At 29.3% G+C, this 14,164-nt stretch carries 14 protein-coding genes and 1 riboswitch; of the genes, 1 reads left to right on the top strand and 13 read right to left on the bottom strand.

Annotation, left to right across the window (positions count from 1 at the left end):
- Positions 1-200 precede the first annotated feature (200 nt).
- A complete protein-coding gene (locus M2214_RS03720; protein WP_248482940.1) occupies positions 201-974 on the top strand; it encodes a hypothetical protein in 774 nt (257 codons plus the stop codon).
- Between the two features lie 191 nt (positions 975-1,165).
- On the opposite strand, the gene M2214_RS03715 is transcribed toward M2214_RS03720, so the two are convergent.
- The 13 genes from M2214_RS03715 to M2214_RS03655 form a co-directional block, all read right to left on the bottom strand.
- Entirely contained in the window at positions 1,166-1,867 is a 702-nt protein-coding gene (locus M2214_RS03715) for a hypothetical protein (RefSeq protein ID WP_248482938.1), read from the bottom strand.
- A gap of 77 nt (positions 1,868-1,944) precedes the next feature.
- Positions 1,945-4,239, bottom strand: a complete 2,295-nt coding sequence (locus tag M2214_RS03710; RefSeq protein ID WP_248482936.1) for a xanthine dehydrogenase family protein molybdopterin-binding subunit — start codon at positions 4,237-4,239, stop codon at positions 1,945-1,947.
- A 2-nt stretch (positions 4,240-4,241) separates the two neighbouring features.
- Positions 4,242-4,691: a (2Fe-2S)-binding protein gene (locus tag M2214_RS03705; protein WP_248482934.1), complete on the bottom strand. Its 450-nt coding sequence runs from the start codon at positions 4,689-4,691 to the stop codon at positions 4,242-4,244.
- A complete protein-coding gene (locus M2214_RS03700) occupies positions 4,691-5,479 on the bottom strand; it encodes an FAD binding domain-containing protein (protein WP_248482932.1) in 789 nt (262 codons plus the stop codon). The genes M2214_RS03705 and M2214_RS03700 overlap by 1 nt, the downstream gene beginning before the upstream one ends.
- Before the next feature lie 110 nt (positions 5,480-5,589).
- A complete protein-coding gene (locus M2214_RS03695; RefSeq protein ID WP_248482930.1) occupies positions 5,590-6,930 on the bottom strand; it encodes a uracil-xanthine permease family protein in 1,341 nt (446 codons plus the stop codon).
- 202 nt (positions 6,931-7,132) lie between these two features.
- Entirely contained in the window at positions 7,133-7,705 is a 573-nt protein-coding gene (locus M2214_RS03690; protein ID WP_248482927.1) for a xanthine phosphoribosyltransferase, read from the bottom strand.
- A 144-nt stretch (positions 7,706-7,849) separates the two neighbouring features.
- Positions 7,850-7,951, bottom strand: a riboswitch (purine riboswitch).
- A 174-nt stretch (positions 7,952-8,125) separates the two neighbouring features.
- The gene (locus tag M2214_RS03685) at positions 8,126-8,929 is read right to left on the bottom strand and encodes an XdhC family protein (protein WP_248482925.1); all 804 of its coding nucleotides are present in this window, start codon (positions 8,927-8,929) and stop codon (positions 8,126-8,128) included.
- A 1-nt stretch (position 8,930) separates the two neighbouring features.
- Positions 8,931-9,740, bottom strand: a complete 810-nt coding sequence (gene yqeB, locus M2214_RS03680) for a selenium-dependent molybdenum cofactor biosynthesis protein YqeB (protein ID WP_248482923.1) — start codon at positions 9,738-9,740, stop codon at positions 8,931-8,933.
- A 6-nt stretch (positions 9,741-9,746) separates the two neighbouring features.
- A complete protein-coding gene (gene mocA, locus M2214_RS03675) occupies positions 9,747-10,316 on the bottom strand; it encodes a molybdenum cofactor cytidylyltransferase (protein WP_248482921.1) in 570 nt (189 codons plus the stop codon).
- On the bottom strand, positions 10,313-11,080 hold the full coding sequence (gene yqeC / locus M2214_RS03670) for a selenium cofactor biosynthesis protein YqeC (protein ID WP_248482919.1): 768 nt from the start codon (positions 11,078-11,080) through the stop codon (positions 10,313-10,315). Before yqeC ends, mocA begins: the two co-directional genes overlap by 4 nt.
- Before the next feature lie 357 nt (positions 11,081-11,437).
- Positions 11,438-12,802 carry an L-cystine transporter gene (locus tag M2214_RS03665; protein ID WP_248482917.1) on the bottom strand — a complete coding sequence of 455 codons (1,365 nt, stop codon included), beginning with the start codon at positions 12,800-12,802 and terminating at the stop codon, positions 11,438-11,440.
- A gap of 133 nt (positions 12,803-12,935) precedes the next feature.
- On the bottom strand, positions 12,936-13,262 hold the full coding sequence (locus M2214_RS03660; RefSeq protein WP_248482916.1) for a SunI/YnzG family protein: 327 nt from the start codon (positions 13,260-13,262) through the stop codon (positions 12,936-12,938).
- Positions 13,263-13,475: 213 nt separating this feature from the next.
- Entirely contained in the window at positions 13,476-14,105 is a 630-nt protein-coding gene (locus M2214_RS03655) for an NAD(P)H-dependent oxidoreductase (RefSeq protein ID WP_248482914.1), read from the bottom strand.
- Positions 14,106-14,164 lie beyond the last annotated feature (59 nt).

The raw sequence follows: 14,164 nt of genomic DNA, 5'->3' as shown, positions 1-14,164 counted from the left end.
TTTTTTATTATTTTTACTCATTATATCAAATAAATTTAATTCATATTTAATACTTTTTTATGATATATTTAAGATAACTAAGTTATTATAAAACAAAACTTAATTCATATTGAACGTTAGCACTATTGCTTTCGAATGAATTATGTATTTATACTTTAAAATTGCAATCACAAACAGATGAAATTAATTGGAGGGTTATTATGATTAAAAATCACAAAAAATTTTCAAAAACAATATCATTAGCTGTTATTGCTCTTACTCTATTAGTTGGTTGCTCAGCGGAAAACCAAGCATCTACTGATGAAACCCATACAACTAGTGAAAAAGCTCCAATGGCGTATACCATTTCTGATGAAAACTCTATAACAATGGAAGTAGCAAAGTCTATATCAGATAACAAAAACAACTACCACTTTTTAGATGATACAGATAGTCTATTAGAAGGTAAGGAACCTTATTTATCAGTAATTTATGTGGACAAAGCAGATCTTGAAGGTGAAGAACCTGGTGAAACTATGACTCTTGAGTTTATATATCCTATTAAAGATAGCCCAGAAAGTTCAGCATTAAAGCTATATTCTCAATATGGTGAACTTAGTGATGTTAAAATAGACGAGTTTACTGGTTCTACTAAGGCAGATTACGCTGATACAGATTACAAGATAATTCAATATTCTAGCCAAAAAATTATAGATCTTAGTGACTTTTCATTCGATAGTACAAAAAATTCTTTAAAAGGTACAGATGTATCTGAATTAAGCTCTAATTTAAATGTAGACACACCTACTATCGAGCTCGTACCTAAAGCATCTAACTCTAATATATACTTTTATATAATAGGAGATAAAGCTGCTCCTGAAGCTAAAGGACTTTTCATATTAACTAAAAACGGAAAAGTAAATAATATGAAAATTGGAGAACCTTACTTAAATTTAGATGAATTAAACAATATGCTTGATGCTTCAACTTACTAAAATTCGTCTAGTCGCTACGCACTGACTCATGTCGTTAACAATCCCGATGGGCTCCGTTGCTCAAAATTATTGAAAGTGCAGTCCTTCCATCAATGTTATCCACATTTCAAAAGGATTATAATTTCCTATTCATTATAAAAAGGGATGTTTTAAAATGATAGAAAAATCATTCTAATACATCCCTTTTAAAATTAATATTTATCTTTATAACTAACATTTCTTAATGTTATTCTTATGATTCTTCTTAAAATAGGTCTCACTTCAGGAATTGTAATTCCATAATATCTTATATCTCTAATAACACTTGTATTAGATCTTATTAAATTCCTTAAAATTTGTTGAGAAGCTTGTTGTATATCTAAAGGTGGATTATATATGTCAATACTTCTTAAAGTGAATGCAACAACTCTTCTTACTATACTCCTCACTTCATTTCTTGGTATTCCAAGCTTTTCTAATCTATTAAATATATTTGTTGTATCTCTAATTATATTTGTTATTCTTCTAATTTCCTTTTGAAGGTCGTATACAGGAGTTGGTTTTTCAATATACAATAAAATAAATATTATTATTCGTTTTAAGAATCTATATATTCTTTGATATTCTATTCCAGAAATACTCAATATTAAAAATATCCATGAATGTTTTTTATTCAAGTCATTTAATAGATAACCAGCTATTTCTTCTTTTGTACCTTTGTATTTATAACGATTGTCTTGTACATAATTAACAATAAACCTAAGTAAAGATGTAACAATATTCTTATTCATTCCTTGATTATAAATATTAGGAAAGTCACTTTCTATTCCTTTAATTATATAATCTATATTTTCCTGATCTTGTCTATATGAATTCTCATAATTTTTCAATATCATAAGTGGATTAAAAAACATAAAATCACCTCCCAAATTTCATCTCTTATATAATACGTAAAAAAATTCAGAAGGTGATTTACACTAAATTACTATATTTATTTTTTTAATATTCTCATTAGAACCTTTTCAGGTGTAATAGGTAAACTTCTAATATTAACACCAACTGCATTATAGACAGCATGTGCAATTGCTGGTGGTGGAGTATTTATTACTACTTCACCTATAGATTTTGCTCCAAAAGGACCAGTAGGTTCATAACTTGATTCAAAATCTACAGTTATCTTTCCTATATCTTTTCTACAAGGAATTTTATACTGCATGAATGTATTTGTTTGCATTTTTCCTGTATCACTATACCTAACATCCTCATACATTGCCATTCCTATTCCCTGAACCAATCCTCCTTCAACTTGAATTCGTGCAAGCTTTGGATTTATAACTGTTCCGCAGTCAACAACTGCAACATAATCAATTAAATCTATTTTTCCACTTTCTTTATCAACTTCTACCTCAGCAAATCCTGCTATAAATGGAGGAGGGCTTGTTTCTCCACCAAAAGAACCTACTCCAATCAATTGATTTTTTCCTTCTCCTACTGCTAAACGCTGTGCTATCTCATCAAGAGATAATACATTTTCTTCGTTTATTATTTTTACAAATGATCCATCAAATACTAACTCTTCTATTGATGCATCTAATAGATTTGCTACATTTTCTAATATCTTATTTTTTATATCTTCACACGCTTTTATAACAGCATTTCCAGTAACATAAGTTGTACTAGAAGCATATGAACCTGTATCATATGGAGAAATATCCGTATCAGCAGTATGTACAATTATTTTATCCATTGTAGTTTCTAAAACATCTGCTGCCATTTGTGCAAGTATAGTATCTGATCCTTGTCCCATATCTGTAGCACCTAATAAAAGTGTATAAAATCCATCATCATTTAATTTAACTATTGCCGAAGCTGTATCAATTCCTGGTATACCAGAACCCTGCATTGTTATTGCCATGCCAACTGCTCTAACTTTTCCATTACCCATATCTTTTCTAGGATACTTTTCATTCCATCCAACAAGTTTCTTTCCTTTTTCAATACATTTATCAAGAGTGCAACTTGCTAAAGCAACAGGATTTCCTTCTTTAGAACCTCCTAAAATAGGGTTAGTCTCCCCTTGTTTTATAATATTTTTCTCTCTAAGCTTTGCAGGGTCTATATTTAACTTAGCTGCTAACTCATTGATTGCTGACTCTAATGCAAATATTCCCTGAGTAACTCCATATCCTCTTAAAGCTCCTGCTGTCATTTTATTTGTATAAACTACATTCCCCATATATCTCACTGCTTTTGCTTGATTGTATAGAGGAAGTGTTTTATGTCCTGCAACACTAAATACAGTCCATGCATGTTCACCATATGCTCCCGTATCAGATAATGCCTGCATATCTATAGCCCTAATATTTCCCTCTTTATCTGATCCTATCTTTACTTTAATTTTCATAGCATGACGACTAGTTGTACAGCTAAATGTTTCTTTTCTATCATAAACAATTTTTGCGGGCTTTCCCGTTTTTAATGTAACAATTGCTGGAAAGACTTCTACAGATGCTGTTTGCTTTCCACCAAACCCTCCTCCAATTCTAGGTTTTATTACACGAATATTACTCTTTGGAATTTGTAAAGCTCTTGCAACAATTCTTCTAACATGAAAAGGAATTTGTGTAGCACTTACAATTGTAAGTCTTCCATTATGATCCATATAACTAAATGCACGATATGTTTCCATCATCCCATGAGCCTGAGCTTGAGTGTAATATGTTTCTTCAACCACAACTTCACTATTTTTAAGCTCAGCTTCTACATCTCCAACTTCTGTTTTATAAGAAGCTGCTATATTTTTTTCTTTATTTGTGCCAATATCAAAATTCACATGTAAGTCATCTTCTGGATGAATAGTAGATTTATGTTCTTGTGCTTTTTCAAAGTCTAAAACAGGCTTATATACCTCATATTCAACCTTGATTAATTTCATAGCTTTTGATGCAGTTTTTTCGTCTACTGCAGCTATAATTGCAACCTCATCTCCTACATAACGAACATATTCATCTAAAATTAATCTATCATAAGGAGATGGCTCAGGATAAGATTGACCTGCCATTGTAAATCTTACATTCGGAACATCTTTATACGTAAGTATACATTCAACTCCATTTAATGTTTCTGCTTTTTGTATATCAATATTTTTAATTTTTGCAAAAGCATAAGGGCTTCTAAGAATTCTTACAACCAATGAATTATTATCTAAATCGTCTGTGTAAACAGGTTTCCCTGTTGCAATATCCATTCCGTCAATTTTTGAAATTGCATTATTTACAGCCTTCATACTTATAATACCCCCATATATTTTTTTATTGCTCTTAACTGACCTACATACCCTGTACATCTGCAAAGATTTCCCCTTAAGTAGTGAACGATATCTTCTTCTGTAGGATTTTTAAGCTCTCTCTTCATTGCAAGTACAGTCATAATAAATCCTGGACTACAAAATCCACATTGTTCTGCTCCTTCATTTACTAAAAACTCAGCGAACTCTCTTGCCTCTTCTTGAACTCCTTCAATAGTTGTAATTTCTTTTCCATTAACCCTTGCAGAAAGAACTGAACACGAAAGAACAGGCTTATCTTCTACCCATACAGTACATAATCCGCAAGACCCTGTATCACAGCCTTTTTTAACACTTAAGAAGCCATTTTTTCTCAGTGTATCTGCTAAGAATTCATCACATTCTATTTCCATAGTCATTTTTTTATTATTAATTGTGACTTCTATCTTCATTATAAAACCTCCATTACTGCTCTTTTTATAAGAGCTTTACAGATTGCCTCTCTATACTCTTTACTACCTCTCATATTACTTCCAAAATTTAATTCCTTTACAGCAATATTTGAAGCCAGTTCAATATCTTCATCAGTTAATTTACTTTTTCCTAAGTATATAGACGCTTCTTTAGCAATTTTTGCCCTTTGAGGCCTTGCTCCAACTACTATCTTAAAGTCTGTATTTTCTTTTGAAACAGCTACATTTAATACTGCATAATCACTACTTGAGTTTCTCATTGATTTAAATACTGATTTTTTATTTGTTTTTGGAATAATAATTTTTGTCAAAATATCTTTTTCAAAGCTCTTCTCTAAAAATTCCTCTAAAGATATTCTTCCTGCATTATAAAGTACTACATCAGTATCTAGAGAAAGTAGAGCCGTAATTAAATCTGAAAATCCGTATTTTGAATAAACAGTTCCACCTATTGTTACATTATTTCTAAGCTGAACTCCTACTATGTTTTTTACAGATTGCGATAATACTCCACTAAAGTATTTTGTTAAAACAGGACATGTCTCTATTTCACGAAAGGTAGCCATGGCTCCAATTTCAATTATTTCATCACATTCTTTTATATAATTTAAATTGATTTTAGATAAATCAATAGCTGTTCCAATATTTTTAGATCCCATTCTTAAAAAAGAACAGCCTCCTAATACAGTATTATTTCTTTTAGATTTTAAAATATTATATGCTTCTTCCAATGTTTCAGGAAATACATAGTTTTGTATAGAAATCAATTGTATTCCTCCCCCAAATTTTTAAATTTAAATATTGTATAATTCTCTTATACATAGATAAAAGGCATAATATTGTTTTTCAATATATGCCTTTATTTATACAAATTCTTTTATGCTCCAGAAAGAGATTTATCAGTATTATGTTCTACTTTTTTCTCTTGATTTTCTGGTAAAATAATATTTAATATAATTGCAATAGTTCCTGTAACAACCATTCCTGATCCTCCAAAGATCATTTTTACTGATTCTGGTAAATATGCAATTGCTTCTGGTACAGAACCAAGTCCAAATCCTAGTCCCATTGCAACAGCAACAATCATACTATTTTTTCCAGCAAGAGGTTCTTTTGTAATAAGGTTAATTCCACTAATAGCTATCATCGAGAACATAACAATAGTAGCTCCACCTAATACACTTTGTGGCATTAAAGCAACAACAGTTCCAACCTTTGGGAATAATCCTGTTATAATTAAGAATACTGCTCCTACAGCAACTACAAATCTACTCATAATACCAGTTAACGCAACTAATCCAACATTTTGGCTAAAAGATGTATTTGGTAACACATTGAAGATAGCAGCTAAACAACTTCCTAACCCATCTGCCATAACTCCTCCTGAAAGTTCTTTATCAGTAGCTTCACGATTGGCTCCGCCCATTGTAATTCCTGAAATATCTCCAACAGTTTCTACTGTTGTTAAAATGTACATTAAAAGCATTCCAACAATTGCATCTAAATGAAATGTCATTCCGTATTTAAATGGTACTGGGAAAGATACCCATTTAGCTTGTGATACAGCAGAAAAATCAATTTTCCCCATTGGGATAGCTACGATATATCCTACTATAATACCAATTAATATAGACGACATACTTGTAATTCCTTTTGTATATTGATTAAAAAACAATACAGTTACTAAAACAATTGTTCCTAAAAGAAGATTTGATGGTGATCCAAAATCTTTTGCACCAACCCCACCTGCAAAGTATTTTATTCCCACTGGTAAAAGAGATAATCCTATAGATAGTAGCACTGTTCCTGTTACAACAGGTGGAAAATATTTTCTTAATGGTTTTAAAAATGCACCCATTATAATTTCAAAAAAACCACCAACAAAAGATGCTCCTAGCACTCCAGCAAGCCCGTATTGTGCAGATATACTTATACCTACAGGTAAGAATCCAAAACTTGTACCCATAACAATAGGAAGTTTTGCTCCTATTGGTCCAATAGGATACAGTTGAATTAAAGTAGTTACCCCAGCTATAAACATAGCACATTGAATCAAGAATGTTTTTTCATCAACAGGTAAATTCATAGCATTGGCAATAATAATTAAAGGAGCTACATTTCCTGCAAACATCGAAAGTATATGTTGTAATCCTAATGGTATTGCTCTATGTAACGGTGGAATCCCATCTAAATCATATATTTCATTATCTTTATTCATATTTTTTCCCCCTAATGCTTTTATTCTAAAATATTTTTTAAACATAATAATTAAAATACCTTTTTTCTAAAATCATTATAACACAAAAAAACATTTTTACGTACTATTTTATCATTATTTCTACATATAATTCCTATTATTGCGATCCTTTCTGTGTTAATGCATATTTATAGTTCGATTTTATCAATATGTATCATTTTATTTAATCAAAATCAATACCATCACTATTCATAGAATTAATAATAGCTAAAGATTCTACCCTTACTCCACTATCTCTCAAAAGTTTTCCTCCACCTTGAAATCCTTTTTCGATAACAATCCCAATTCCAGCCAAATTAGCCCCTGATTGATTTACTAAGTCTTTTAATCCTAATGCAGCCTGCGCGTTAGCTAAAAAATCATCTAATACTAATACATTGTCTGAAGAATTTAGATAGTCTTTACAAACCCTAACTGAATAAGTTTTATCTTTAGTAAATGAATAAACCTGGCTCTCATATGCATTATCATTATCTACATTTTTACTTTCTGCTTTCTTAGCAAATACTACAGGAACATTAAAATATTGAGCTGCTATTGCTGCTATTGCAATCCCAGAAGCTTCTATAGTCAAAATTTTAGTTATATTATCATCTTTAAAACGATTTTTAAATTCTTTTCCCATTTCATTTAATAAATTTATATCTAATTGATGATTTAAAAAACTATCAACTTTTAAAACATCTTCACCTCTAACTTTACCTTTTTTCACTATAACGTCTTTTAATAATTTCATTCTTATCCTCCCTAAAATAAAAACCCCCATTTTTTTAAAATGGGGGTTTAGTATATTACTTCATGTCTATCAATAGCATAAAATTTCAAGTATATTATTTGTATTACAAAAACACGTATAATTATACTCTAATCGTATGCTCTCAATGCATGCCTAAACACCCATAGTTGAATAATTTACGGTTACTCTGTAGAAACTCTGGGACCATATTTCCCTGATTATATGAGTGATACTATTCTATTTTCATATTACCATTAATTTTATAAAGCGAAACTTAATTCACAAGCTGTTAAGTTCTCATCTCCAACCTTAAGAGGATGGAGTCTAAAAGTTTTAGCTTTCGGATAAAGTTAATTCTAACTTAATTTTATGCAAAAATCAACAAATTTTTTATGCATTCCTATTTTTTCCCTAATCATACTATTTTTTGATATCTTTTAAGTGATTAAGACTTCCGTTATTTTTTACCATCAGCATTTCTGCCATAATACTAAAAGCAATTTCTTTAGGTGTTTCACCACCTAAAGAAATTCCAATAGGAGCATATACTTTATCTAATTTTTGTTGAGATACTCCTTCATTTTTCAGATTATCCATTATATATTTTGTTTTGTTTTTACTTCCAATCATGCCTATATATTTAGCCTCGCTATCTATAATAGCTTTTAAAGCTATCTCATCATGCTTATGTCCTCTCGTTACAATAACTATATAACTACTATCATCTATGTTATATTCATCTATAACTTGTTGTATATTCCCAACTTTTAGCTCATCAGCTTTTGGGAATCTATTTATATTACAAAATTCCTCTCTATCTTCAACTATAATAGTATAAAAATCTAGCATCTTACCTAATTCGTATAATTCAAGTGCAATATGACCGCCTCCAATAATAAATAGTTTATCAAAGGTATTGAAAACTTTAATAAAAACCTCTGCTTCACCACCACACTGCATATGCAAACTTCCTTTATCATCCGTTAATTTAAAATTAAATCTTTTGCTCTCTCCATTTATAATGCATTTTTTAGCATGCTCCATTACAACTAATTCTAATTTCCCTCCACCTATAGTTCCAAAAATACTTCCGTCTTCCTTAATTCCCATCATGGAACCTTCTTTCCTAGGTGTAGAACCTTCTACCCTAGTTATAGTAGCCAATGCCACTTTTTTATTTAACTTTATTTCATCCGATATTTGGTCCAAAACTTTATATTCCATCTTATTCACACTCCTTTCCTATCTTTTTCATATATAATATAGCTTCTAAAACTCCTCCTGCAACAGATCTAGCTTTATCTGAAATAGTAAAACAATATTCTTTTATTCCTCTAGGATCAACATCCGCTATTTTAAGACCTTTTTTAACCTTAGAATTATTCATAATGATTCCCCTTAAAACACCATCAATAGAAGCTTTTACAGGTTCATCATCTACATAAGCAATTATTTGGTCTTTTTTAATCATATCTCCTATATCTGATAAATTATTTATTATTCCATTGCAAGGGGCTCTTAATACCCTTTCTTTGCCATACCCTAATATTTTGCCAGGTATACCCGTATCAGCTTTTGCATATCCTTTCAGTATCAATTTTCCTAAATCATGTCCTCTAATTGTTTCAATAACAACATCTACATCTTCACCTGCATAAAAGCCCGGTCCAACACCAATTGTAATAGGAGCCATGTTTCTATTCATGCCTAGATTTTTTTTTGCTAATGTAGCATCTACTAAAATATCTATTTTTATTTTATCTATTATTTTACACTTAGGATCTACAATAACAGGTATATTATTATCATTCCATACTTTATACACATCCTCTGTGTTATATGCTTTTACTGATTTTACACCTTCAATCACGGACTCACAATCAAATACTGCACTAGCAAAAGAAACAGTTCTTCTAACCATAGTTGGATTTTCTATTTCAAGTATTAGTATCTTAAATCCACTTCTGTACAACTTATGGGCAATCCCTGTTGCAATATCTCCACCACCTCTTATTACAACAATATCATCAATCATTTAGTTTCATCTCCATTTCAAATATTCATCCCATGTATCTATATCTAATCTAGCAATATTATTATCAAAAAAAACAAACTCAACATCATTATATTTTTTTGTAATAATGCTTTTACCGCCTTTATCTCCTTCAATTTTAAGCAATTCGTCTTTTAGCTTAAAAGAGAAAATTACTGGATTTCCTCTTTTATCTTTATATATAGGTACTACTATGTCAGTATTTTTTTTATTGAAAGTATCTATTAATTTATTTATAGTACAAGGTTCTAAAAAAGGCTGATCTCCAACAAAAAACATAAATCCCTTTGTTTCTATAGACGAAGCATTAATACCCAACTTTATAGACTCACTTTGTCCCAATTGAGCCTTATCATTATACACTGCTTTTATTCTATTTTTTATTGCTATTTCTTTTATTTTTTCTTCTCTATATACCAATATTATTTCATCTATATTAGATTGTTTTACTGCTTTAATAACTCTTTCAACAATAGAGATTCCTTTAAAATCAAGTGTTAGTTTGTCTTTATTCATTCTTTTAGAAAACCCTGAAGCCATAATAATACCTGTAATCAAATTTTATCACTCCACTTAAAGATATTTTTTTGAGTAATAATACTAGATGCAATAATATCCACTACATCAAATTTACTTTCAACTACTAATTCTATAATTACTGATGCTGCTTTTTTTCTTTTTTCAGATTCTACCTTGTTCAGCAGAATATATTTTTTACATTCTTTAGGAGTATTTTTAAACAACCCTTTATCATTTATAATTAATTCAAATATTTTTTCTTCATCTATTATTTCTTCTACTTTACTATTGGTTATATTACAAAACAATTCTGGTCTATGAACATTTTCCATATTTATTTTTTTCCCAATACAATCTAACCCTATAACCCCTACTACTTTATCCGTATTAATAGGTATAACCGGTTCATGATCATCAGGTGATTTAATAGATTTTCTCTTAGAACCATCCGCTTCAACTAAAATATAATCAAATATTTTAAGATTATAAATTTCATCTATTGCTTCCTTGGATAATCCTAACAGCTTATTTTCTTTTGAAACTCTTCTTCCTATAACAGTAATGCTTCCTTCTTTAATTTTATCTATATTCCCTATATCAATTGAATCATTCACAATTAGTTCATCATACTCTTCTTTATCAGGGTGGTATATTGCTGTTGACGTTGTGATCAATACTTTTTTATTCATACTTTTTAATTGTTTTGCTAACTTAAATATAATTGTCGTTTTTCCTCCTGCACCTACAAATGATATCATTTCTTTTTTAGAAAAATTTATATCAAAGTATTCATAAATTTTCATAGTTTGCCTACTTTCTATTTGTATAATTTACATTCTAAGTATAAACCTACAAACTATTCGACTTTAAAACTCCGGAATTCTTGTTTTGTGAACAAAATTCGTATTTATACGAACAATCAAACACTCTAAACATCAAACTGATTACATATTTTTTGCTTTATTTAGGTGATTTAAGTAATTTTTCATTTATATTATATCACGATTTTAACGAATATTAATCTATTAATCAAGACTAATATATGCTTTTATCTAAACTTTATATTATTATATAAAAACTATATATTAAAATTTTAAATTCAAATAAAAAAAACTACCTTTAAAACGATTTATTAAATCATTTTCAGGCAGTTCTTTTTTTTATGAATTATATAAATCCATATCTATTTTATTCATTATTTTACTAGATACAAGACCCGCTACCATACTTCCACTTACATTTAACGCTGTTCTTGCCATATCTATTAAAGGCTCTATTGCTATTAATAATCCTACAAGTCCAACAGGAAGACCCATAGCAGATAATACTGTAAGTGCTGCAAATGTTGCTCCTCCACCTACTCCCGCTATACCAAACGAGCTAAGGCTTGTAACTATAACTAATTTGATTAAAAACACAGGATCCATTGGATTTATACCTACAACAGGAGCTATCATAACAGCTAACATTGCAGGATATATACCAGCACATCCATTTTGTCCAATACTTGTTCCAAGAGATGCTGATAGATTAGCATAACCTTCATCTACACCCAGTTTATCCTTTTGCGCTTCTACATTTAAAGGAAGAGTTCCTGCACTAGTTCTAGATGTAAACGCAAATATCAATACATGTATTACTTTTTTTATATAAGTTATAGGATTCAGTCCTATGAATGTAATTATTATTAAATGTATTATAAACATTATTATTATAGCTATATAAGAAGCCAAAACAAAATTCAATAATCTAAGTATTTCTGAATAATTACTTGTAGATATAAATTTTGTCATTAAAGCCGTTACACCATATGGAGTAAGTCTAAGTATCAATGTTACCAATCTCATTACAACATCATGTAAAGAATTTATCATTGAGATAAAAAATTCCGCAGATTCTGGTTTCTTTCTTTTAAGTCCCAGAACCGCAATAGCTATAAATGCTGCAAATACAACTACTGATAATGTAGATGAACTTCCCTGACCTGTCATTGAATAAAAAGGATTCGTAGGAATAATCTCTACTATTTGCTTTTGTATAGGCTTAGATTTATAATCTTCAAGCTTACTTTCTAGATACTCGCTTCTTTGAGATTCACTTTCTCCTATCTCCATTCCTTTTGCATTTAAATCAAAGTAATTAGCTGAACCTACTCCAACCAATGCAGATATAGCAGTAGTTGCAATTAATACACCTATTATAAGCCCTGCCATCTTACCTAAGTTATTTGAGTTTTGATTTATAACTGAAGACGTTATAGATACAAATACTAAAGGTATTACAATCATTTTTAATAATCTTACATATCCAGTGCTTATAATATCAAACCAACCGTTAGCTTGTTTGATTACTACTGAATCAACGCCATAAATAGATTGAAGTACTGCTCCATAAATTATTCCAAGCGCTAATCCCGTTAAAACTCTAGCAGTAAATGAATATCTTTTATTCTTCATAAAGTATAAACAATACATGATTCCAGTCATACCTAAAATACTAATAATTACTTGCAATATAGTGCTCATTCTGTTACAACCCCTTTTTTTATTTTTATCAATTTGATATTTTTTATTCTAGCATTATCAAATTGATAATGCAAGTATTATTTCTATAAAATAAAAAAAACTGCTTAGCTAATTTAAATTAGCCAAGCATCTTTTATATAAACATTCCTTTTATATTAATATTTGGTTTTACCTTTCTTATTTTATTTACTAAGATATGAGAGCCATTAAGACTTATAAAATAGGATTTATTATCTTTTGTTTTTATTATTATTCTATCAGGCTGACCATTTTGCATTCCTATACTGTATTGATTATTATCTTCACATGCATAATAAGTAGATTCTGCAATCTCTTTTATATCTTCTATTGGTATTATTAATTTTGAGAATGCATATTTTATCAATAGTTTATCATTTACTATTTCATATCTTGTGTTTAAAAAAACCATAAAATAACCTATAATAACACATAAAATCAAAATAGTTATAATGGTATAAATAATAAACACCTCTTTTCTCACCTTATAGTTATTTTTTTAACATACTCCCATTATACACTATATTAGAATTTTTTTCCATAAATTATATTCTATTTGGCTTCTAAATATGATAAATTTACTTAATTACAAAAACTTATTTATTCAAAATTAAAACAAGAGGAGTATCTTATTTAAAGATACTCCTCTTGTAAATTAAAAACATTTAGCTATTTGTTCAATTTTTTCATATAAACTAGATTTTACCTGATCTTCAGAAAGTATACTAGTTCCATCTATTAATATAGAAGATACATCTTCTACTCCTATAAATGGCATTATAGCCTTCATATAAGTATTTCCAAATTCAGCATTATTAGAAACAGCTTGTTCATACATACCGCCCATAGCTTGTATATGCAAAGCTTTTTTATTCTTTAATAGACCAACTGGACCATTTTCAGTATATTCAAAAGTTTTACCAGCTATACATATAGTATCTATATATGCTTTCATCATAGGAGGTAATGAAAAATTCCATAATGGAGTTACAAAAATATACTTATCAGCGTTTATAAATTCGTCTGTAAGTTCATTTATTCTTGAAACTTTTCTTTGTTCTTCATTAGTTAAGTTTGTAAATTCACTTCCCCCTTGAAGCTTATTCCACCCACTCAATACATCTTTATCTATTAGTGGAATATCTGAACTATACACATCTATCTCTATTATCTCATCCTCAGTATTATTCTCTTTATATAAATTTATAAATTTTTCTCCAACAGATAAACTAAATGAATTATCTTCATATTTTGGATTTCCAGTAATATATAAAACTCTTCTCATTAAAATCATTCCTTTCACCTTATCTTATATATCTTTTACCCAACAAAATGAATTTTAAC

Source organism: Tepidibacter aestuarii (assembly GCF_934924865.1).
Taxonomy (GTDB): Bacteria; Bacillota; Clostridia; order Peptostreptococcales; family Peptostreptococcaceae; genus Tepidibacter_A; species Tepidibacter_A aestuarii.
The sequence above is the reverse complement of the archived record's forward strand: the minus strand, read 5'-3'. Positions and strand labels throughout refer to the sequence as shown.